This window comes from Pseudonocardia benzenivorans CB1190 (genome assembly GCF_000196675.2).
Classification (GTDB): Bacteria; Actinomycetota; Actinomycetes; order Mycobacteriales; family Pseudonocardiaceae; genus Pseudonocardia; species Pseudonocardia benzenivorans.
In genome coordinates, this window is sequence record NC_015312.1 from 1,931,851 (window position 1) to 1,952,902 (window position 21,052).

At 73.1% G+C, this 21,052-nt stretch carries 17 protein-coding genes and 2 tRNA genes; 13 read left to right on the forward strand and 6 right to left on the reverse strand.

Annotated elements, in window-relative coordinates:
- The first annotated feature begins 72 nt into the window (after positions 1 to 72).
- From gltX to PSED_RS09305, 3 genes are all read left to right on the forward strand, one after another.
- Positions 73 to 1,566: a glutamate--tRNA ligase gene (gene gltX / locus PSED_RS09295; protein ID WP_013673994.1), complete on the forward strand. Its 1,494-nt coding sequence runs from the start codon at positions 73 to 75 to the stop codon at positions 1,564 to 1,566.
- 67 nt (positions 1,567 to 1,633) lie between these two features.
- Positions 1,634 to 1,705: transfer RNA gene (locus PSED_RS09300), tRNA-Gln, on the forward strand.
- 45 nt (positions 1,706 to 1,750) lie between these two features.
- A tRNA-Glu gene (locus PSED_RS09305) sits at positions 1,751 to 1,823 on the forward strand.
- A 184-nt stretch (positions 1,824 to 2,007) separates the two neighbouring features.
- Here the strand turns inward: PSED_RS09305 and PSED_RS09310 are convergent.
- Both PSED_RS09310 and PSED_RS09315 read right to left on the reverse strand, forming a co-directional pair.
- Positions 2,008 to 3,765: an Hsp70 family protein gene (locus tag PSED_RS09310; protein ID WP_013673995.1), complete on the reverse strand. Its 1,758-nt coding sequence runs from the start codon at positions 3,763 to 3,765 to the stop codon at positions 2,008 to 2,010.
- Between the two features lie 148 nt (positions 3,766 to 3,913).
- Positions 3,914 to 4,615 carry an IclR family transcriptional regulator gene (locus PSED_RS09315; RefSeq protein ID WP_013673996.1) on the reverse strand — a complete coding sequence of 234 codons (702 nt, stop codon included), beginning with the start codon at positions 4,613 to 4,615 and terminating at the stop codon, positions 3,914 to 3,916.
- 82 nt (positions 4,616 to 4,697) lie between these two features.
- On the opposite strand from PSED_RS09315, the gene leuC reads away from it, so the two are divergent.
- The 3 genes from leuC to PSED_RS09330 all read left to right on the forward strand — a co-directional run bounded on the left by leuC (position 4,698) and on the right by PSED_RS09330 (position 7,478).
- Positions 4,698 to 6,116 carry a 3-isopropylmalate dehydratase large subunit gene (gene leuC, locus PSED_RS09320; protein ID WP_013673997.1) on the forward strand — a complete coding sequence of 473 codons (1,419 nt, stop codon included), beginning with the start codon at positions 4,698 to 4,700 and terminating at the stop codon, positions 6,114 to 6,116.
- Between the two features lie 71 nt (positions 6,117 to 6,187).
- The gene (leuD, locus tag PSED_RS09325) at positions 6,188 to 6,784 is read left to right on the forward strand and encodes a 3-isopropylmalate dehydratase small subunit (RefSeq protein WP_013673998.1); all 597 of its coding nucleotides are present in this window, start codon (positions 6,188 to 6,190) and stop codon (positions 6,782 to 6,784) included.
- A 136-nt stretch (positions 6,785 to 6,920) separates the two neighbouring features.
- A complete protein-coding gene (locus PSED_RS09330; protein ID WP_013673999.1) occupies positions 6,921 to 7,478 on the forward strand; it encodes an HU family DNA-binding protein in 558 nt (185 codons plus the stop codon).
- Between the two features lie 53 nt (positions 7,479 to 7,531).
- On the opposite strand, the gene PSED_RS09335 is transcribed toward PSED_RS09330, so the two are convergent.
- From PSED_RS09335 to cofC, 3 genes are all read right to left on the reverse strand, one after another.
- Positions 7,532 to 8,470 (reverse strand): NUDIX hydrolase, encoded by a 939-nt coding sequence (locus tag PSED_RS09335; protein ID WP_013674000.1) that lies wholly within the window; start codon positions 8,468 to 8,470, stop codon positions 7,532 to 7,534.
- A gap of 7 nt (positions 8,471 to 8,477) precedes the next feature.
- Entirely contained in the window at positions 8,478 to 11,003 is a 2,526-nt protein-coding gene (locus tag PSED_RS09340) for an RNA degradosome polyphosphate kinase (RefSeq protein WP_013674001.1), read from the reverse strand.
- Positions 11,004 to 11,092: 89 nt separating this feature from the next.
- Entirely contained in the window at positions 11,093 to 11,860 is a 768-nt protein-coding gene (gene cofC / locus PSED_RS09345) for a 2-phospho-L-lactate guanylyltransferase (protein WP_013674002.1), read from the reverse strand.
- A 68-nt stretch (positions 11,861 to 11,928) separates the two neighbouring features.
- Here cofC and PSED_RS09350 point away from each other — a divergent pair, with 68 nt between their 5' ends.
- From PSED_RS09350 to PSED_RS09360, 3 genes are all read left to right on the forward strand, one after another.
- Positions 11,929 to 12,657, forward strand: a complete 729-nt coding sequence (locus PSED_RS09350; protein ID WP_013674003.1) for a lysophospholipid acyltransferase family protein — start codon at positions 11,929 to 11,931, stop codon at positions 12,655 to 12,657.
- A gap of 73 nt (positions 12,658 to 12,730) precedes the next feature.
- On the forward strand, positions 12,731 to 13,741 hold the full coding sequence (locus PSED_RS09355; RefSeq protein WP_013674004.1) for an NAD(P)H-dependent glycerol-3-phosphate dehydrogenase: 1,011 nt from the start codon (positions 12,731 to 12,733) through the stop codon (positions 13,739 to 13,741).
- Positions 13,738 to 14,838 (forward strand): cystathionine gamma-lyase, encoded by a 1,101-nt coding sequence (locus tag PSED_RS09360; protein ID WP_013674005.1) that lies wholly within the window; start codon positions 13,738 to 13,740, stop codon positions 14,836 to 14,838. The genes PSED_RS09355 and PSED_RS09360 overlap by 4 nt, the downstream gene beginning before the upstream one ends.
- A 47-nt stretch (positions 14,839 to 14,885) precedes the next feature.
- Here PSED_RS09360 and PSED_RS09365 read toward each other — a convergent pair whose 3' ends face one another.
- On the reverse strand, positions 14,886 to 15,098 hold the full coding sequence (locus PSED_RS09365) for a hypothetical protein (protein ID WP_013674006.1): 213 nt from the start codon (positions 15,096 to 15,098) through the stop codon (positions 14,886 to 14,888).
- Positions 15,099 to 15,407: 309 nt separating this feature from the next.
- On the opposite strand from PSED_RS09365, the gene PSED_RS09370 reads away from it, so the two are divergent.
- The 4 genes from PSED_RS09370 (at position 15,408) to PSED_RS09385 (ending at position 20,875) form a co-directional block, all read left to right on the forward strand.
- On the forward strand, positions 15,408 to 15,899 hold the full coding sequence (locus PSED_RS09370; protein ID WP_041759458.1) for an HNH endonuclease: 492 nt from the start codon (positions 15,408 to 15,410) through the stop codon (positions 15,897 to 15,899).
- Between the two features lie 127 nt (positions 15,900 to 16,026).
- Entirely contained in the window at positions 16,027 to 17,409 is a 1,383-nt protein-coding gene (locus tag PSED_RS09375; RefSeq protein ID WP_013674008.1) for a DUF2252 domain-containing protein, read from the forward strand.
- A gap of 603 nt (positions 17,410 to 18,012) precedes the next feature.
- Positions 18,013 to 19,518, forward strand: a complete 1,506-nt coding sequence (locus PSED_RS09380; RefSeq protein ID WP_233899369.1) for a sugar transferase — start codon at positions 18,013 to 18,015, stop codon at positions 19,516 to 19,518.
- Positions 19,519 to 19,528: 10 nt separating this feature from the next.
- Positions 19,529 to 20,875, forward strand: a complete 1,347-nt coding sequence (locus PSED_RS09385; protein ID WP_013674010.1) for a glutamate-1-semialdehyde 2,1-aminomutase — start codon at positions 19,529 to 19,531, stop codon at positions 20,873 to 20,875.
- Positions 20,876 to 21,052 lie beyond the last annotated feature (177 nt).

Below are 21,052 nucleotides of genomic sequence, written 5' to 3' on the forward strand. Positions count from 1 at the left end.
CGTTGAATATAGCTCTCCATCCGCTCGGGGGCCACCGGAAGGCGCCGATCGGGCACGCGAGACGATGGGGTCGTGAGCACTCCCTCCCAGGTCCGGGTGCGGTTCTGCCCGTCGCCCACCGGCACGCCGCACGTCGGCCTCATCCGCACCGCGCTGTTCAACTGGGCGCACGCCCGCCACCACGGCGGCACGTTCGTCTTCCGGATCGAGGACACCGACGCCGCGCGCGACAGCGTCGAGTCGTACAACGCGCTGCTCGACGCCCTGCGCTGGCTGGGCCTGGACTGGGACGAGGGTCCCGAGGTCGGCGGGCCGCACGGCCCCTACCGGCAGAGCGAGCGCCACGACCTCTACCGCGACGCCCTCGGCCGGCTCACGCAGGCGGGCGAGGTCTACGAGTCGTACTCGTCGGCGGAGGAGATCGAGGCCCGGCACCGCGCGGCCGGTCGGGACCCGAAGCTCGGCTACGACAACGCCGACCGCTCGCTGACCGAGGAGCAGAAGCAGGCCTTCCGCGCCGAGGGTCGCAAGCCCGTCTGGCGGCTGCGCATGCCCGACCGCGACATCACGTTCACCGACCTCATCCGCGGCGAGGTGACGTTCAAGGCCGGGACCGTCCCGGACTTCGTCCTCGCGCGTGGCGACGGCAGCCCGCTCTACCCGCTGACCAACCCGCTCGACGACGCGCTCATGGGCATCACGCACGTCCTGCGCGGCGAGGACCTGCTCTCCTCGACACCGCGGCAGATCGCGCTGTACGAGGCCTTCCAGCGCGTCGGCATCGGCAACGGCGCGCCGACCTACGCGCACCTGCCGCTCGTCACCGGTGAAGGTGCGCGCAAGCTCTCCAAGCGCGACCCCGAGTCGAACCTCTTCCACTACCGCGACCGCGGATTCCTGCCCGAGGGACTGCTGAACTACCTCGCATTGCTGGGATGGTCGATCGCCGACGACCGCGACGTCTTCTCCCTCGACGAGATGGTCGCAGCCTTCGACGTGTCGCGCGTCTCCTCGAATGCGGCCCGCTTCGACCTCAAGAAGGCCGAGGCCATCAATTCCGCACACATGCGACTGCTGCCCGCCGACGAGTTCGCGCGCCGCGTCGTTCCCTACCTCGAGGCCGAGGGTGTGATCAGTGGCACGCCGACCGACGCACAGGCCGCGTTGCTGGCCGCCGCGGTCCCGCTGGTGCAGGAGCGCAGTGTCGTGCTGACCGACGCCGCGCGCATGCTGCGCTTCCTGTTCGTCGACGAGGACGGCTTCGCCGTCGACGACGACGCCGCGGCCAAGAACCTCGGCGCCGACGCCGTCCCCGTCCTCGACGCGGCCCTGACCGGCCTGAACGCGCTCGATGACTGGTCCGCCGCCGCCATCGAGGAGTCCCTGAAGGCCTCGCTGGTCGACGGTCTGGGCCTCAAGCCGCGCAAGGCCTTCGGCCCCGTCCGGGTCGCCGTGTCGGGCCGGACCGTCTCGCCGCCGCTCTACGAGAGCATGGAACTGCTGGGCCGTGAGCGGTCGGTGCGTCGACTGGGGGCCGGTTTGGAGCGCGCTCGGGGCGTGGTCTAGAGTTCTCTGCGCAGGGCACGGGAAACCGAGCCGGCGGGTCACCGCGGGAACGGGAGAACGTGAACCTTGGGGTATGGTGTAATTGGCAGCACGACTGATTCTGGTTCAGTTAGTCTAGGTTCGAGTCCTGGTACCCCAGCGGAAACCTCGCAGTTTCCAGATGTACAATAAGAAAGTCCTACTCGGCCCCGTCGTCTAGCGGCCTAGGACGCCGCCCTCTCAAGGCGGTAGCGCGGGTTCAAATCCCGTCGGGGCTACAAGAAAAAGGTCCCCGCTCTTCGGAGCGGGGACCTTTTTCGTCGAGCGGTGTACAGCGCACCCCGCGTGTCCGCCCGTGGCGATCCGGGTCGGCGCGGGGGCAGCCGGTGCCCGAGTGCTCGTGAGTGACGATGGTCGCTCCGGCGACCATCGCCACTCACGGGCCGGGTGGGGCCGGGGTTCCTACTGCGGCTGGGCGTGCACCGTGCCGCTCGCCGAGGCGGCGGCCGAGCTCGTGGGCGGGGCGGTGGTGGGCTTGGGTGAGGTCGTGGTCGTCGTCGTCGGCGGCGTCGTGGTGGTGACCGGCGGCGGGGTCGTCGTCGTGACGACCGGCTTGGGGGTCGTGGTCCGCACGACGGGCGGGGGGTTGTTGCGCGACTCGCTGTGGGTCTCCGGCGGCGCCTCGGTGGTCGTCGTGGGCGTGTCGGAGGGGGTGGCGACGTCGGTCGGAACGATTCGGGTCGTCGCTGCGCTCTCGGGCGCGTTCTGCGGCCAGAACAGCACGGCGGCGATGACGCCCACCGCGGCGAGTACGCCGCCGGCCGCGACGAGCAGTACCGGGGTGCGACGGCCGGAGCCGCCGTGGTCGTCGTCGAAGCCGGGCGTCGCGTAGGCCATCGGGGCGGGGTCGCGCGGCGGTGCGGGCGGCGGCGCCATCGGGGCGCCGTACCCGGGCGGGGGCGGCGCACCCATCCCGCGCCGGACGTCGACGGTGGGCAGCTCGTCGGTCGCAGGGGTGAACCCGCCCGCGGCGAGGCCCGCACCCGCCAGCGCCCCGCCCGCCACGGCCCCGCCCGCAACCGCACCCGCGGCACCCGGGCCGGGCGGCGGCGCGGGGGCGTGCGCGGGCTGGCCGCCCGTCGCCCCGACCTGCTGCGGCGCGAGCGCGATGGCAGCGCCCTTGGCGATGGCGTTCTTGGGGTCGGCGTCGACGGCGACGGGGCGGCCCAGCTCGTCGGACACGGTCTGCGCGACGAGCGGGATCCGCGACGACCCGCCGACGAGCAGCACGGCCGACATCTGCTCGGGCGTGAGCCCCGCGGAGCTGATCGCCCGGCGCAGCGCCGCGACCGTCTCCTCGATCTGCGGGCCGATCATCTGCTCGAACTCGCTGCGGTGCAGCCGCACCGAACCCTGCGTGCCGGGCAGCAGGACGGGGACCGAGGCCTCGGTGTCGGAGCTGAGCGCCTCCTTGGCCTCGGTGCAGTCGCGCCGGATGCGCGCGACCGCGGAGAGCACGGAGGGATCGGTCTCGTCGAGGTCGGCGAAGGCGTCGGGCATGCCCTCGACGACGTGGTCGAACACGACCTGGTCGAAGTCGATGCCGCCGAGCCGCTCGATGCCCTCGGGGCGGCCGAGCAGCCCGAACGTGCCGTCCTTGCGGACGACGGCCGCGTCGAACGTGCCGCCGCCGAGGTCGTAGACCGCGATCGTGGCGCCCTGCTCGACGCGCTCGGCCGACGCGTAGTGCAGCGCGGCGGCCTGCGGCTCGGCGAGGAAGGTGACGGTCAGCCCGACGCGGGCGAGCGCCGTGGCGAACAGCTCCTTCTTGTGGTTGCCCCACGACGCCGGATGGGTGACGGAGATGCGCTCGGCGACGCCGCCCTCGCGCGCCGCGACCTGGTCGACGACCCAGCGGACGAGCCGGGCGGAGAGGTCCTCCGGCGTCCAGGGCTGGCCGGCGACCTGGATGGGCGTGGGGTCGCCGACTCGGCGCTTGAACTCGCGGACGACACGGTCGGGGTCGGTGAGCGCGCGCCGCTCGGCGGCCTCGCCGACGACGACCCCGCCGTCGGCACCGACGAACAGGACCGAGGGGACGTGGACGGAGCGGTCACCGAGATTGACCATCTCGGTCTCGACGATCCGCCCCCCGTCGAGGCGGGTGATCGCCGCCGCGGTCCGAGTGGTGCCCACGTCGATGCCGAGCAGATAGCTCATCGTCACCCGTCTTCGTCCGGTTCCCCAACCAATGCGACTCTCGGTGTCCATCGAGCCGGATCGACGTCACGTTAGCGTCACGATGCCCGGCCCTTCGCAACCGCCCCACCCTGCGGCGACGAGCGGACGCCGGGGCGCCGTGGCCGGACTACAGACGGTGTTGGAGCGCCTCCGCGGCGGCCAGCAGATCCGCGGCCCAGCGGACGCCGGGGCGGCGGCCGATGCGGTCGATCGGGCCGGAGACGGACACGGCGGCGACGACCTTGCCGGAGCCGTCGCGTACGGGCGCGGACACGCTGGCGACGCCCGCCTCGCGTTCGGCGATGCTCTGCGCCCAGCCGCGGCGGCGCACGTCGACGAGCACGCGTTCGGTGAACGTGGCGTCGGCGAGGACGGCGCGCTGCGTCGCGGGGTCCGCCCAGGCGGCCAGGACCTTGGCCCCGGAGCCCGCCGTCATGGCCAGCCGGGTGCCGACGGGCACCGTGTCGCGCAGCCCGCTGGCCGGCTCGGCGGTGGCGACGCAGATGCGGTGGGTGCCGTCGCGGCGGTAGAGCTGCACGCTCTCGCCGGTGATGTCGCGCAACCGCGGGAGGACGGCGGCCGCCGCGTCGAGCAGCGGGTCGCCGTGGCCGCTGGAGAGCTCGGCGAGGGTGGGGCCGGGGCGCCAGCGGCCGTCGGCACCGCGGTGGAGCAGGCCGTGCACCTCGAGCCCGACGGCCAGCCGGTGCGCCGTCGCGCGGGGGAGCCCGGTGCGCTCGCACAGCTCGGTGAGCCCGCACGGTTCGGCGGCCGCGGCACGAAGTACACCCACGGCCTTGTCGAGCACGCCGATGCCGCTAGACTGTCTCACGCCTCGATACTAGCTTCCCAACATCTGGGAGGTCTAGGTCGATCCACCCACCACCGTGAGGCAACCGCGAGGAGGCGGCGCCGTGACTGAGGCGCGCACGCTTGCAGAGAAGGTCTGGGACCGCCATGTGGTCCGCAAGGGCGAGGGGCAGGAGCCCGATCTTCTCTACATCGACCTGCACCTCGTGCACGAGGTCACCAGCCCGCAGGCGTTCGACGGCCTGCGGCTCGCGGGTCGCCGGGTGCGGCGCCCGGACCTCACGATCGCGACCGAGGACCACAACGTCCCGACGAAGGACGTCGAGCTCCCGATCGCCGACCCGGTCTCGCGCACCCAGGTCGAGACGTTGCGGCGCAACTGCGCGGAGTTCGGCGTCGACCTGTACCCGATGAACCACGCCGAGCAGGGCATCGTCCACATCATCGGCCCGCAGCTCGGGCTCACCCAGCCGGGCATGACGGTCGTCTGCGGCGACAGCCACACCTCGACGCACGGCGCCTTCGGGGCCATGGCGTTCGGCATCGGCACCTCCGAGGTCGAGCACGTGCTGGCCACGCAGACGTTGCCGCTCAAGCCGTTCAAGACCATGGCGATCAACGTCAACAGCGCCGACGGCACGCTGCGTCCCGGCGTCACGAGCAAGGACGTCGTGCTCGCGATCATCGCGAAGATCGGCACCGGCGGCGGGCAGGGCTACGTCCTGGAGTACCGGGGCAACGTCATCGACAACCTGTCGATGGAGGCCCGGATGACGATCTGCAACATGTCGATCGAGGCGGGCGCGCGGGCGGGCATGATCGCGCCCGACCAGGTCACCTACGACTTCATCGCCGGTCGCGACCACGCCCCGAAGGGCGAGGCCTGGGACGCCGCACTGGCCGACTGGCAGACGCTGCGCACCGACGAGGGCGCGCTCTTCGACGCCGAGGTCGACATCGACGCCGACACGCTGACCCCCTTCGTCACGTGGGGTACCAACCCGGGCCAGGGGCTGCCCCTGGGCGAGAACGTGCCCGACCCCGCCACGATCCCCGACGAGAACGAGCGCATCGCCGCCGAGCGGGCGCTCGACTACATGGGCCTCGAGGCCGGGATGCCGCTGCGCGACGTCCGCGTCGACACGGTGTTCGTCGGCTCCTGCACCAACGGGCGCATCGAGGACCTGCGGGCCGCCGCGAAGGTGCTCGACGGTCGTTCGCTCGCGAAGGGCGTCCGGATGCTCGTCGTGCCCGGCTCGATGCGGGTGCGCTTCCAGGCCGAGGACGAGGGCCTGGACAAGGTGTTCACCGCCGCGGGCGCCGAGTGGCGGTCGGCCGGCTGCTCGATGTGCCTGGGCATGAACCCCGACCAGCTCGCGCCGGGGGAGCGCAGCGCCTCGACGTCGAACCGGAACTTCGAGGGCCGCCAGGGCAAGGGCGGCCGCACCCACCTCGTCTCGCCCGTCGTGGCCGCCGCCACGGCCGTGCGCGGCACGCTGTCGTCCCCCGAGGACCTGGACTGAGGTCGTGAGCGGGCGTTGCCGGTCGTGACCGGAGACGCCACTCACGGGCCGACGAAGGAGGCCTGCAGAGCATGGAACCGTTCAGCACCCACACCGGGATCGGCGTCCCGCTGCGCCGGTCCAATGTGGACACCGATCAGATCATCCCCGCCGTCTACCTCAAGCGCGTGACACGCACCGGTTTCGACGACGGGCTCTTCGCCGCCTGGCGCCAGCACGAGGACTTCATCCTCAACACCGAGCCGTTCTCCCGCGGGTCGGTGCTGGTCGCGGGTCCGGACTTCGGCACCGGCAGCTCGCGCGAGCACGCCGTGTGGGCGCTCATGGACTACGGCTTCCGCGTCGTGATCTCGTCGCGCTTCGGCGACATCTTCCGCGGCAACTCGGCCAAGGGCGGGCTCGTCGCGGCGCAGTGCGAGCAGCCCGACGTCGAGCTGCTGTGGAAGCTGCTGGAGACCGAACCGGGCACGGAGGTGACCGTCGACCTGCGGGAACGCACCGTGCAGGCCAAGGATCTCACCGTCGCGTTCCAGATCGACGACTACACGCGCTGGCGGCTGCTCGAAGGGCTCGACGACATCGGTCTGACCCTGCGCCACGAGCCCGACATCACGGCATACGAGCAGGTCAGGCCGGGTTGGCTGCCGGTCACGACGCCCGCGCACTGATCATCGGCCCGCGGTCGCCTGATCGCCCGGACATGCTGCGGCGCAGTCCCCTGACGGAGACTGTTGTTGCACGACAAGGGTTTTTCTTGCGCCGATCTCTGGTGTGAGCTGCGACAACACTCTACCGTGCGCATCCATGAACAAGACGCAGCTCGTGGACGCGCTCGCGGCGCGGCTCGGCGACCGGCGCACCGCGGCCTCCGCGGTCGACGGAGTGCTCTCGATCATCGTGGACACGGTCGGCTCGGGTGGTTCGGTGTCGCTCACCGGGTTCGGCGTCTTCGAGGCGCGTGCCCGGGCCGCCCGGGTCGCCCGCAACCCCCGGACCGGGGACACGGTCGCGGTGCCGCCGACGGTCGTGCCGTCGTTCCGGCCCGGTATCGCCTTCAAGGCGACCGTGTCCGGCAACGGTGCCGCCGCCGAAGGCGCGCGGCCCGCCCCGGCCCGCCGGCCGCGTGCGGCTGCTGCCGCACCCGCGGCCCCGGCCAGGGCGACGCGCAGCCGGGCCAAGGCCGGCTCGTCGTTCGCCGCGGAGAAGCCGGCCCCCAAGCCGGCGGCGAAGTCCGCGACGAAGACGGCGGCCAAGACCACCGCCGCCGAGGCCAAGGCAGCGACCCCCACCCAGGCCAAGGCCGCGGCGGCGAAGGCGGAGAAGCCGGCTGCGAAGCCGAAGAAGGCCAAGGCGAAGAAGTGATCCCGGCCGGGTGATGCCCGGCCGGTCACCGCGCGGGAGTCGCCCGGCGGCCGTCAGCCCATGGGGTCGCGGTAGTAGTCCGCGAAGACGGGTTGGCGGTCGTCGCCGAACCCGATCACCCACGTGCTCGCCTTGCGGGCGGGAATCGCCGCGCCTCCGGGGCGGACCCGGTCGGCCAGCGGCGTGCCCGCCGTCAGGGCGTCCACCAGATCGGGGATCACCCCGCCCTGGCTGCAGACCAGCGACACCCCGAGCTGCGTCGCGATCGCGGCCGCCCGTTCGAGGCCGATGGTGGGGTCGGTCGCGAACGCGTTCTCGCCCAACGACGACTCGACGTCGATCCGGACGTCGAGCGCCGCGGCGAGTGGCTCGACCGTCGCGACGCACCGCAGCGGCGGCGCCGAGGCGATCCGGTCGGGGCCGAACAGCCTGAGGAACGGCGTCAGCCGGGCCACCTCGGCGTGCCCCGTCGACGACAACGGGCGCCGCAGGTCGTCGCCGCTCCACGCCTCGCGCCTGCCCGCCTTGGCGTGCCGGACGAGCAGCAGCGTCGACACGACCACCGGCCGCCGGGCGAACAGCCGCAGCACGTCGCGGTCGTGTTCGTAGCTGAGCAGGCCGACGGCCTCGGCTGCCGGGAGGAAGCGCAGCTCGTCGGTTTCCGCGTTGGGCGCGAACACCCCGCCACGCGACTCGCCCGCCCAGTAGCGCACGAGCTTCGCGCCCTCGGCGACGGTGTAGCGGGTCTCGCCCACGCGGGCGCCCAGTCGGATCCGGTGCCCGGTCTCCTCGAACACCTCGCGCACGGCCGCGGCCGCGAGGGTCTCGCCGCGGTCGAGCTTGCCCTTGGGCAGCGACCAGTCGTCGTAACGCGGCCGGTGGACCAGGCCCACCTCCGGGCCACCGGGGCCCTCGCGCCAGAGGACGGCACCGGCGGCGAGGACGTCGACACCCAGGTCGTGCGCGAGCCCGGACCGGTCGGTACGGGTCATCGGCGGGTCACTCGCCGTCGCTGCTGACGGCCGCCGCGGCGTGCAGCTCCATCATCTCGGCCTGGTGGTCGCGCACCCGGTCGACGTCCGAGCCCGGCGGCGGGGACGGCTCCCACGACCCGTCGGCCTGCAGCGTCCAGCAGCGGGTGGCGGGGTCGAGGCAGGAGTCGAAGACGTCGCCGAGCTGGGTCGCCAGCCGCGGGTCGGCCACCCGCAGCAGCACCTCGACGCGCCGGTCCAGGTTGCGGTGCATCATGTCCGCGCTGCCGATCCAGTACTCGTCGGCCGCGCCGAAGTGGAAGATCCGCGAGTGCTCCAGGAAGCGGCCGAGGATCGAACGGACCCGGATGTTCTCCGAGAGGCCCTCGCGGCCGGGGCGGATCGCGCAGATCCCGCGGACGACGACGTCGACCGGCACCCCCGCCTGTGACGCGCGGTAGAGCGCGTCGATGACCTGCTCGTCGACCAGCGAGTTGACCTTGATCCGCACGCGGGCGGCGGCGTCGCCCTCGCGGAACGCGTCGATCTCGTCCTCGATGCGGCGCACGATCCCGCGCCGCACGCCGTAGGGCGCGACCAGCAGGCTGCGGTAGGAGGTCTGGCGCGAGTACCCGGTGAGGGTGTTGAACAGGTCGGTGAGGTCGGCGCCGATCGTCGGGTCGGCAGTGAGCACGCCGATGTCCTCGTACAGCCGCGCCGTCTTCGGGTGATAGTTGCCCGTGCCGATGTGGCAGTAGCGCCGGATCTGGGCGCCCTCCTGGCGTACCACCAGCGACGTCTTGCAGTGCGTCTTGAGCCCGACGAGGCCGTAGACGACGTGCACGCCGGCCTTCTCCAGCTCGCGCGCCCAGCGGATGTTGGCCTGTTCGTCGAACCGCGCCTTGATCTCGACGAGCGCCACCACCTGCTTGCCGGCGGCCGCCGCGTCGACGAGCGCGTCGACGATCGGCGAGTCGCCCGAGGTGCGGTAGAGCGTCTGCTTGATGGCCAGCACGTCCGGGTCGGCGGCGGCCTGCTCGATGAACCGCTGCACGCTCGTGGAGAACGAGTCGTACGGGTGGTGGACCATCACGTCGCCCTCGCGCAGCGTCGAGAAGATGCTGCGCGGGGTCTCCCGCTCGGCGAAGGCCGGGTGGGTGGCCGGGCGGAACGGCTCGTCCTTGAGATCGGGCCGGTCGACGCCGTAGACCTCCCACAGACAGGTCAGGTCGAGCAGACCGGGCACGGTGACCACGTCGCCCGGGTCGACGTCGAGCTCGCGCAGCAGCAGCTCCAGCACGTGCTCGCTCATCGTGTCGACGACCTCGAGCCGCACCGGCGGGCCGAACCGGCGACGGGCCAGCTCGCGCTCGAGGGCCTGCAGGAGGTCCTCGTCGCGGTCCTCCTCGACCTCGAGGTCGGCGTTGCGCGTGACGCGGAAGGCGTGCACCTCGGCGACGTCCATGCCGGTGAACAGCTTGCCGAGGTGCGCGGCGATGAGATCCTCGATGGGCAGGAACGTGATGCCGGGGTCGCCGGCGCCCTGGTCGGTGCTCTGGTCGGGGGCAACCCGCACCAGCCGCGGCACGTTGTTGGGGACCTTCACGCGGGCGAACCGCTCGGTGCGGCCCTCGGGATCGCGGACCGTCACGGCGAGGTTCAGCGACAGGCCCGAGATGTAGGGGAACGGGTGCGCCGGGTCGACCGCGAGCGGCGTCAGCACCGGGAAGACCTGGTCGGTGAAGTAGTTCGAGAGGCGTTCGCGCTGCTCGTCGGACAGGTCGGCCCAGCGGCGGATGTGGATGTCGTACTCGTCGAGCTCGGGGCGCACCTCGTCGAGGAACACGCGGGCGTGCGCCTCGGCGAGGACCTGGCTGCGCGCGGTGATGCGGGCCAGCTGCTCGCGCGGGGTGAGGCCGTCGGCGCTGCGGACCGACAGGCCCGTCTCGTCGCGACGCTTCAGCCCGGCGACGCGGACCATGTAGAACTCGTCGAGGTTCGACGCGAAGATCGCCAGGAACTTCGCCCGTTCGAGCAGCGGCTGGCTGGTGTCCTCGGCCAGCGCGAGCACGCGGGCGTTGAAGTCCAGCCAGGACAGCTCGCGGTTGAGGTAGCGGTCGTCGGGCAGCGGGGTGGTCGCCGCCAGGGGCGCCGTCGTCGGCGCGGGCGGCCCGATGGGGGCGGCCCCGGGCGGGGTGGTGGCCGTCGTCGAGGCGGCCTGGGGCGGGACCGCGGGCGTCGAGGTCGCGGCCGTCGCATGTGTCGACGAGGGCGCCGTCGTGGCCGCCGCGGTACGGCGCGAGGCCGTGCCGCGGGCCCGGCCGCCACCGCCCGGCTGAGCGGGTGCGGCCGGCTGCGACGTGTCGGCGCTGACCCGGCGGCTCGACGGGCGGGGGGCGCGGCGGGCACTCGCCCGGCCGCGGGCACGCGATCCCGAGCCCCGGGCGCCCTCGGCGGCGTGGTTGTCGGGCGTGGCCGGGTCAGGGGTCCGCGCGTCGTCACTCACGGTCGAGATTGTTCCCCACTCGGGCGGTCGTGCCGCACTCACCGACATGGCATCCGGGTGAACTCTGGTCGACGCGATGGTCACGTTCTGATCACGTGCTGTTGGCGCGCAAGCATCCTGTCGGCGCGCGGGATCGGTCAGGCGCCGCGGGCGGTGACGGGCAGCGCTGCCGCGGTCCGGGCGCCCAGCCCGAGGGCGACGGCCTCGCGCAGGTCGTCGGGGGTGTCGACGTCGCGGCGCAGGCCCGGCAGGGCGCCGCCGAGCGGCACCGCCCCCGACTCCGCGTGCCGCGCAGCGGAACCGGTGCCGAACATCGGGTCGAGCGCGACCCCGGGCGCCGCGAGGAGCAATGACGTTCCGTCACCGGGGGCGTCGGAGCAGAAGGCCCGCTCGGCACCGGCGGCGAACGCGGCGGCGGCCGCGGCGAGTGCCGCGTCGAGCTCGGCGGGGCGCAGCGCGGGCAGGTCGGACTGCAGCGCGCCGACGATCCCGTCCGGGTCGCGGGCCCTGAGCAGGTCGGCCCCGTGGGTGAGGGCGGCGTTCAGCCCGGGCAGCCCGCCCTCGGCGACGACCTCGACGACCGCCCGGCCCGGCGTCGCGATGTCGTCGTCGTCACCCGTGGTGCGGGTCACCGAGGCGACCCGGCCGGGGCGGAAGGTCTGCCCGACGGCGGTCTCGATCGCGGCGTCCGCCGTGACGACGAGCAGCGTGCGCACCCGCGCGAGGCGGGCCGCCGCGAGCGTGTCCAGCACCAGTGCCAGGGCCAACCGGGCGTGCGCGGCCGGGTCGCCTGCGCCCGCGTCGGCCGCCCCGCGCAGCCGCGACTTGGCCGCGCGCAGTCCCTTGACCGGGACGACGAGGTCGACGTGGGCGGCGGCGGGCGGGCGCACGCCACCATCGTGCATCACGGGCGGGTGGACCCGTGCCGCCCGGTCACGGGAGACTCACCGGAGATCGAGAGCGGGAGGTGCGGGTGAGACGCGAGAAGGGCGGCCTGTGGGTCGCGGTCTGCGCGGCGTTCTTCTACCCGATCGGGTTCCTGACCGGGCGGCAGCGCTACGAGGGTCGCGACCGGTTGCCCGCCCCGGGCGGTGGCGGCGCGCTGGTCGTCGCCAACCACATCTCCTACCTCGACCCCGTGCACACCGCGCTCTGGGTGCACACGGCGCGGCGGATGCCGCGCTTCCTGGCCAAGGCCAGCCTGTGGAAGATCCCGGTCTTCGGCAAGGTGCTGGTCGCCTCGGGGCAGATCCCCGTCTACCGGGAGTCCGCCGACGCGCAGAACAGCCTGCGCGACGGGGAGCGGGCGCTGGCCGAGGGCAAGATCGTCGTCATCTACCCGGAGGGCACGATCACCCGTGACCCCGACGGCTGGCCGATGCTCGCCCGGACGGGCGTCGCGCGGCTGGCGCTGAGCAGCCTCGCGCTCGACCGCGACGTCCCGGTGATCCCCGTCGTCCACTGGGGCACCCGCGAGGTCTACGACCACTACCGCAAGCGGTTCCGCCCGCTGCCGCGCCGCGACATCGTCGTGCGGGCCGGGGACCCGGTCGACCTGTCGGAGTACCGGGGCAGGCCGCTCGACGCCGCGCTGCTGCGCGAGGTCACCGACCTGCTCATGGTCCGGGTCCGCGACCTGCTCGCGGAGGTCCGGGGCGAGCCCGCGCCCGCCGACTTCTTCCGCCGGGGCGGTGCGGCGTGAGCCCCGACGGCGCGCCGCCGCCCGCGGTCCCGCGCATCGTGCCCCCGGCCCTTCCGACGACAGGCGGTGCCTCGTGACCCGAGCCGTCCAGCGGGTGGCCGTGCTCGGGGCCGGGTCGTGGGGGACCGCGTTCGCCAAGGTGCTGGCCGACGCCGGGCGCGAGGTCGCGCTCTGGGCGCGTCGGCCGGAGGTGGCCGCGGCGGTCAACGACACCCGCACCAACCCCGGCTACCTGCCCGGTGTGGAGCTGCCGACGCGCCTGCGGGCCACCACCAACGCCGCGGCCGCGCTCGACGGCGCCGACGCCGTCGTACTGGCGGTGCCGTCGCAGACGTTGCGCGGCAACCTCTCCGGCTGGGCGGCGCTGCTGCCGCCGGGGCGCACGCTCGTCAGCCTCGCCAAGGGCATCGAGCTGGGGACGCTCAAGCGGATGAGCGAGGTCGTCGCCGAGGTGGCGTCGGTGTCGCCCGAGCAGGTCGCCGTCGTGTCCGGGCCCAACCTGGCCAGGGAGATCGCCGCCGCGCAGCCGACCGCGACCGTCATCGCCTGCGCCGACCACGACCGCGCCGTCGCGCTGCAGACCGCCTGCGCCACCGACTACTTCCGCGCCTACACCAACACCGACGTCATCGGCTGCGAGCTCGGGGGCGCCGGCAAGAACGTCATCGCGCTGGCCGTCGGGATCGCGGCCGGGATGGGACTGGGCGACAACAGCCGCGCCTCGGTCATCACCCGCGGACTGGCCGAGATCTCGCGGCTGGGCGCCGACCTGGGCGCCGACCCGCTCACGTTCGCCGGCCTCGCCGGGCTGGGCGACCTCGTCGCGACCTGCTCGTCGCCCTTGTCGCGCAACAGGACCTTCGGTGAGCGGCTCGGCCGCGGCGAGAGCCTCGCCCAGGCCGAGGAGGCCAACCACGGGCAGGTGGCCGAGGGCGTGAAGTCGTGCGTGTCGCTGTGCGAGCTGGGGGCCCGGCACGGCGTCGAGCTGCCCATCTCCGACGCCGTGCGACGGGTCTGCCACGAGGGGCTGTCGGCCGCGGCGATGGCCAAGGAGCTGATCACGCGCGCGCCGAAGCCGGAATGAGCGAGCCGCTGGGCGACGGCACCCGGGTGATCCACGGCGGCGCCCGCGTGCCCGCCGTCGGGGACCCGCTACATCCGGGTCCCGTGCTGTCGTCGACGTTCGCCCTGGGCAGCGGGAGCGGCGACCCGCCGACCGACTTCTACGGCCGCGCAGGCAACCCCACCTGGCGGGCGCTGGAGGCCGCGATCGGCGATCTCGAGGGCGGGGAGTGCACGCTCTTCGCCTCGGGAATGGCCGCCGTCGCCGCGGTCCTCGGGACGTGCGCGCGGCCGGGGACGGTCGTGCTGCCCTCCGACGGGTACTACCTCGCCCGCACACTGGCCTCGGACCTCGGGCTGCCGGTGCGGCTCGTACCGACGGCGTCGGCCCCCGACGCCACGTTCACCGACGCGTCGCTCGTCCTGGTCGAGACCCCGTCGAACCCCGGGCTGGACGTCTGCGACATCGCCGTCGTCGCCGCGCGGGCGCACGCCGCGGGCGCGCTCGTGGCCGTCGACAACACGACGGCCACGCCGCTGGGGCAGCGGCCGCTCGAGCTGGGAGCCGACCTCGTCGTCGCGAGCGACACGAAGGCGCTCGCGGGTCACGGGGACGTCGTGCTCGGGCACGTCACGACGGCCGACCCCGCCCTGACGGAGGCCGTCCGGACCGCGCGGACCCGCGGCGGAGCGGTGCCCGGGCCGATGGAGGTCTGGCTCGCGCATCGGGGCCTGGGCACGCTGGACCTGCGGCTGGAGCGGCAGGCGGCCAACGCCCGCGCGCTCGCGACGGCGCTGCGGGAGCATCCGGCGGTGTCCGACGTCCGCTGGCCCGGGCTGTCCGACGACCCGGCGCACGCCGTCGCCGCGCGGCAGATGCGCAGGTGGAACGGGGTGCTGCGGTTCACGCTGGCCGACGCGGACGCGGTCGGGCGGTTCCTCGCCGCGTCCGGACTGGTCGAGTCGGCGACGAGTTTCGGCGGGCTGCGGACGTCGGCGGACCGGCGGCAGCGCTGGGGCGACGACGTGGCGCCGGGACTGGTGCGGCTCTCGGCGGGCTGCGAGGACTCCCGCGACCTGGTCACGGACGTGCTGGCCGCCCTGGACCAGATGGGCTGATCCGAGGTGCGCCGATCCGAGGTGTGCTCGGACGGAGCCGAGGGGCGCTAGGAGGCCGGCTCCAGCAGGTGCACCTGGCGCCACGCGACGCGCAGGCCGTGCACGTCGTGCAGCCTGCCTGCGATGAACGAGCGCGCCTCGTCCTCCGTGCGGCTGCCCTCGAGACGGAACGTCCCGCACAGCACCTCTCCGTCCGGCGCCTCGACGACGTAGCCGACGTCGACAGCTGCAGGACGGACCCCGATCCGGCCGAGCTTCATGATGTGAGCTTCGCCCTCCGGTGATCCTGCGTTACGCGTCTCGATGTGCACCCCGTCACAGTCGAGCAACCGATCACGAGGTGACCGCTGAACCGTACCTGACGCACACTCGTCGCCGCCCCTGCGCCACCTGCGGGACACGTCGAGATCACAGTCGCGCCGAGCGGCCTCCGTATGGTCGACTAGGTGCGACGAGCGGGAGGTGGTCGCGTGCCCCATCGACAACCCGACCCCATCGGTGCCGACCTCGATCCAGGGGCGGTACCGGGGACCGCACTGTGCCCGGGTGTGGTTCCGACGGGGTCCAGGGTGCTCCTGCTGAACGCCAGCTTCGAACCGCTGGCGGTCGTCACGGCGAAGCGCGCGATCGTGCTGATGCTCAGTGGCAAGGCGGAGTGCGTGGAGGCGGCGATCGGCGGCGGCGCCTTCCACTCTGAGAACCTCACCGTCCCCGCTCCCTCGGTGATGCGCCTCTCGCGCTACGTGCGCGTTCCCTATCGCCGCGCCGTCCCGATGACCCGCGCCGGTGTCCTGCGGCGCGACGGCAGGCGCTGCGCCTACTGCGGTGTCCGGGCCGACACCATCGACCACGTCGTCCCCCGCAGCCGCGGCGGCGACCACTCCTGGGAGAACTGCGTCGCCGCCTGCCGTGGGTGCAACTCCCGCAAGGCCGACCGGCTCCTCGAGGAGCTGGGCTGGACCCTCGCCGTCCCGCCCGCCCCGCCCTCGCGCGCGGGCGGCATCCTCGTGCTCGCCGTCGAGCCGCACCCGACCTGGGAGCCCTGGCTGTCCGCGGCGTAGCGGCTTCCGGTCAGCCGGTCGTGGGGGCTCGCCGCTACCGCGCCGGGGTGCGACGATGATCGCCGCGGCGGGACCACCGGTCGTCGTCCGGCCGCGTCTGGTCCCGAGCCGGAGGGGAGCCGCGCCGATGAGCCATCCCGTCCTCGACCCGGACGACGTACCGCTCGACCGGGCCGCCTTCGGTGCGCTGTCGCGGCGGGCGATCCCACGGTCGGAGCGGCTCGCGCTGGGGCGCTCCCTGCGCGCCCGGACGCCGCGCCGGTCGCTGGGGGAGTGGGCGCCCTCGCCCGACCGCGCCGACGTCCTGCAGCAGTTGCGTGCCGTGCACCGCGGGCGGGTGCCCGAGCTCGTCCGGATCCGGCTGGAGCGGATGTCCGCGTCGCCCTACGGCTTCCTGCGCGGAGCGGCGGGCATCTCCGCCGCCGACTTCGCGACGTTGCCCGCCACCGGCATCCGCCCCGTCATCTGCGGTGACTCCCACCTCGGCAACTTCGGCTTCTACGCCTCGCCCGAGCGCGAGCTGGTGTTCGACCTCAACGACTTCGACGAGTCCCACCCGGGTGCGTGGGAGTGGGACCTGCGCAGGCTCGTGTCGAGCACGTGGGTGGCCGGGCGGATGTCCGGGGCGTCGGAGGAGCAGTGCGAGCACGCCGTCCGGCGCTGCGTCCGGGCGTACCGGCGAAACCTGCGCAGGCTCGCCGCCGAGCCGCTGCTCGCGCGCTCCTTCGAGCGCATCGACGCCGAGGCGATGGAGGATCACATCAGCGGCAGGTCCAGCCGCAAGGCCGTACGCGACGCCGTGAGCCGCGCCCGGACCCGGACCAGCGACCGCGCCCTGCCCCGCTTCACCCACGACGAGGGCGGGCTGCGCCGGATCGTCGAGGAGCCGCCCCTGATCACCCGCCCCGGCCCCGCGGAGTACGACGACGCCCTGCTCATCGGCCTCGACGACTACCTGTCGACGCTCCCGTTGCACTGGGCGCGCGTCGTCGGCGGATACCACGTGGTCGACATCGCCCACAAGGTCGTCGGGGTCGGGTCGGTCGGCCTGCGGGCCTACCTGGTGCTGTGCGAGGGCTCGAGTTCCGACGACGTGCTGTTCCTGCAGCTCAAGGAGGCCCGCCGGTCGGTAGTCGCGCCGTACGTGCACGGCGGGTCGGCCTGGCATGCACACCAGGGGCAGCGGGTGGTGGAGTACCAGCAGGCCCTGCAGACGGTCTCCGACCCGTTGCTCGGCTGGACGACCGTCGACGACCGGCAGTACTACGTGCGGCAGTTCCGGAACATGAAGGGCGCGCTCGTCCTCGACGATATCGGTGCCGCCGCGCTCGCCGACTACGCCGCGGTCTGCGGGCTGATGCTGGCCAAGGGGCACGCACGCACGAGCGGCGCGTCGATGATCGCGGGGTACTGCGGGCGCGGGGACAACCTGGAACGGGCGCTCTCCCGCTTCGCGCGGCTCTACGCCGACCAGACCGAGGCCGACCACGAGACCCTCGTGCGGAGCTGAGGCGCCGACCGACCGGGGTCGGCGACGGGCTGTGACCGGCCGTCGACCGCCGTTGCTCTGACAACCGGGTGGCTGTCGGTCACGGTCCGTGACGATCATCGGTGTCGGTCCGGCCGGGCTCGCCGCGTTCCGCGCGGTCGTCGGCCGCCGGGTGCCGCCTGTGCCGACCATCCCGGTCCGGCCGCCGCAGACGCTGCCGCACGTCCGCCGCGGACGGAGGGATTCTCCACGGGCCGAAGAGGAGAACGGGACGTTCCGGACGGATGTCTGTGGGAGCGGCGCCCCGCACGGCTCGGTCGGTCGCCGCTCCGGACGGCCCCTGGGCGCCTCGCTGCGGCGATCGGCACAACCGGAGAGCGCATCATGACGCAGGGTGCACGCTCGGACAGAGCAGTCCGTTGCTGCTGATGGACCATCTGGGCGAAGAGCCACCCTTTCGGCCCCATTCGTGATCGCTGCCTGTAACGGATGTCCCGAAGGGAACGAGTTGGTCGCCGAGGGCAGTGCAACGCGCGGTCGGGGCCGGCGGGGAGCCGGAGTCGCGGGGCATCGTCGCCACACGGTGGTTTCGGGGTCGGAGCGAGGGAAGCTGTGGGCTCTAATGTGGACATCGGGGGGTCGTTCGAGGGGGTGCAGGCCTCCCCGGCGCGAACCCGGCCGGCCCAGCGTGCACCCATCCCGCCACGTCCCCGCGCGGGCGTGGTCAAGGAACGCTGGGAGGCGTACTACGTCGCGGCCACGATCGCGTCCGACACGTGCGCGGTCAGCATCTCGATCCTCGTCGGGTACGTGCTCGGGCTCGGTACCCACGTCCCGTGGCTCGGTGACGTCACGCCGGGGGTCGGCGTCGTTGCGGGCCTCCTCGTCCTGGTGTTCCTCTACCTCTGCCGCGCGTGGGACCCGCGGGTTCTCGGTCAGGGATCGGACGAGTTCAGCCGATTGATGCGGGCGATCCTGAGCGCCGCGGTTGCCCTCGGTCTGCTGGGGCTCGCCGGTCAGGCACTCGCGGCCCGCCCGTGGGTCTTCGGCCTGATCCCGCTCGCCGGCGTGCTGGCGGCACTCGGGCGGCTGCTGTTGCGGTCGCAGATCCGCAGGTTGCGGGCTCGTGGACGGTGCGCCCTGCCCGTGCTGGCCGTCGGCAACGTCGAGTCCGTCGGCGACCTGATCGAGCGGATCCGCCGCGACGAGCAGCGAGGCTGGGTGGTCGTGGGTGCCTGCGTGCCGACGGGAGCGGCACCGGACGGCTCGGACTCGATCGACGGCGTTCCCGTGGTCGGAGACCTGGATGCGGTGGCCGAGGTGGCGCGCGAGGGGGCGCATCGGATCGTCGCGGTGTGCCCGGCTCCGGGATGGTCGCCCGCGAGGTTGCACCAGCTCGCCTGGAACCTGGAGGACCTGACGGCCGAACTGGTGGTCGATCCCGGTCTGATGGACGTGGCCGGGCCCCGGCTGCACGTCGACCCGGTCGACGGCCTGCCGCTGCTGCGGCTCACCCGGCCTACCTTCACCGGCGTCGCGTGGATCGCCAAGCACGTCGTCGACAGGTTCGGTGCCGTCCTGCTCCTGCTGGCGCTCGCGCCCCTGCTCGTGACGGTCGCGGTGGCCGTCAAGCTCGACGGCGGTCCGATCCTGTTCAAGCAGACCCGCGTCGGCCGGCACGGCCGCGAGTTCACGATGTTCAAGTTCCGGTCGATGGTCGTCGACGCCGAGCGCAGGCTCGCGGCGCTGACCGCCGACAACGAGGGCGCCGGCCCGTTGTTCAAGTTGCGCAAGGACCCGCGGATCACCCGGGTCGGTGGCGTGCTGCGCCGGTTCTCGCTCGACGAGCTCCCGCAGCTGTTCAACGTGCTGAACGGGACGATGTCGCTCGTCGGGCCGCGACCGCCGCTGCCGGTCGAGGTGGCCTCCTACGGCCGCGCCGCGCAGCGCCGCCTCCTCGTCCGTCCGGGACTGACGGGGCTCTGGCAGATCAGCGGGCGCAGCGACCTCACCTGGGAGCAGTCCGTGCGGCTGGATCTGCGCTATGTCGAGAACTGGAACCTCGCCCTCGACGCCCGCATTCTCTGGAAGACCCTCGGTGCGGTGATCTCAAGGCGCGGAGCCTACTGAAAGGAACCTCGTGACGAAGAGTTTCGTGCGCTCGTCCGACCTGCAGGCCCGATTGCACCGAGTGGTCCCGGGAGGCGCGCACACCTTCGCGAAGGCGTCGGACCAATATCCCGAGGGGATGGCGCCGGTCCTCGTTCGGGGCCGGGCCGCGCACGTTTGGGACGTCGACGGAAACGAATTCGTCGAGTACGGGATGGGTATGCGGGCGATCACGCTCGGTCACTGCTTCGAGCCGGTGCTCGACGCCGTCCGCGCAGTGCTGGACCGGGGCATCGCCTTCACCCGCCCCACCGACCTCGAGCTCGCGGCCGCCGAGGACTTCCTCGGGTTCGTGCCCGGCGCCGACATGGTCAAGTTCTGCAAGAACGCGTCCGACGCGACCGCCACCGCCATCAGGCTCGCGCGCGGCGCGACCGGTCGCGATCTCGTCGCCATGTGCTCGGACCAGCCGTACTTCTCCTCGCAGGACTGGTTCGTCGGAACGCTGCCGATCAACACCGGCGTGCCGGAGGCGGTCCGCGCGCTGGTGCGGCCCTTCGGCTACAACGACCTGTCGTCGCTGGAGGCGGTGTTCGAGGCCGAGCCGGGCAGGGTCGCGTGCGTGATCCTCGAGGCGGCGAGTGCGCTCACCGAGCCCGAGCCCGGCTACCTCGAAGGCGTGCGGGCGCTGTGCGACCGGCACGGCGCCGTCCTCGTCTTCGACGAGACGATCACCGGCCTGCGCTGGGCGCTCGGCGGGGCACAGGCCGTGTACGGGGTCCGTCCGGACCTTTCGACCTGGGGAAAGGCCATGGGGAACGGCTTCCCGATCGCGGCGCTGGCCGGTCGGCGGGAGCTCATGGAGCTGGGCGGGCTCGACACCGACCGCCCGCGCGTGTTCGTGCTGTCCAGCACGAACGGCGCCGAGACGGTGTCGCTCGCCGCGTTCCGTGCGGTCGTCGCGGCGTACCGGCGCGACGATCCCGTGGCGACCATGGAGGCGCGCGGCGCCGCGCTCGCCGACGGCGTCAACGCCGCGGCGGCGGAGGCGGGCATCGGTGAGTACCTCGACGTCGTCGGCCGGCGTTCCTGCATGGTCTTCCGCACCTTCGACCGCGACGGCCGCCCCTCCCAGGCCATGCGGACGCTGTTCCTGACGGAGCTGCTGCAGCGCGGCGTCCTCGGCCAGTCGTTCGTCATCTCCGCCGCGCACACCCCGGCCGACGTCGACGCGACGATCGAGGCCGCGCGGGCCGCGATGCCCAGCTACCGGAAGGCGCTCGAGACCGGCCGGCCGGAGGAGCTGTTCGACGGCAGACCGGTAGCCCCGGCACACCGCCTGATGGCCGAACCGCGGCGGTTGCGCGTCACAAATTAGTTACACAGCGTCGCCGAACTGTGCTCTGGACGATGTAACGCGACGAGCGGATCGGTCGAGTTACCCGGCAAGAGAAATCGAGTCGGGTTCGTTGGTCGGGGCTCTCCGAAATCCTGCGGCCGACATGATCGGTTCTGTGGGGAGAATTCGATGCAGGGGCACGCCGAGCCGCGATGT

Bases quoted from the DNA above. Each gene is read 5' to 3' on its own strand.
- PSED_RS09335 (WP_013674000.1), bottom strand. From the start codon at position 8,470: ATGACCCGTACCGACCGGTCCGGGCTCGCGCACGACCTGGGTGTCGAC.
- PSED_RS09340 (WP_013674001.1), bottom strand. From the start codon at position 11,003: ATGTCGGTGAGTGCGGCACGACCGCCCGAGTGGGGAACAATCTCGACC.
- leuD (WP_013673998.1), top strand. From the start codon at position 6,188: ATGGAACCGTTCAGCACCCACACCGGGATCGGCGTCCCGCTGCGCCGG.
- cofC (WP_013674002.1), bottom strand. From the start codon at position 11,860: ATGCACGATGGTGGCGTGCGCCCGCCCGCCGCCGCCCACGTCGACCTC.
- PSED_RS09330 (WP_013673999.1), top strand. From the start codon at position 6,921: ATGAACAAGACGCAGCTCGTGGACGCGCTCGCGGCGCGGCTCGGCGAC.
- PSED_RS09310 (WP_013673995.1), bottom strand. From the start codon at position 3,765: ATGAGCTATCTGCTCGGCATCGACGTGGGCACCACTCGGACCGCGGCG.
- PSED_RS09365 (WP_013674006.1), bottom strand. From the start codon at position 15,098: ATGAAGCTCGGCCGGATCGGGGTCCGTCCTGCAGCTGTCGACGTCGGC.
- PSED_RS09375 (WP_013674008.1), top strand. From the start codon at position 16,027: ATGAGCCATCCCGTCCTCGACCCGGACGACGTACCGCTCGACCGGGCC.
- PSED_RS09360 (WP_013674005.1), top strand. From the start codon at position 13,738: ATGAGCGAGCCGCTGGGCGACGGCACCCGGGTGATCCACGGCGGCGCC.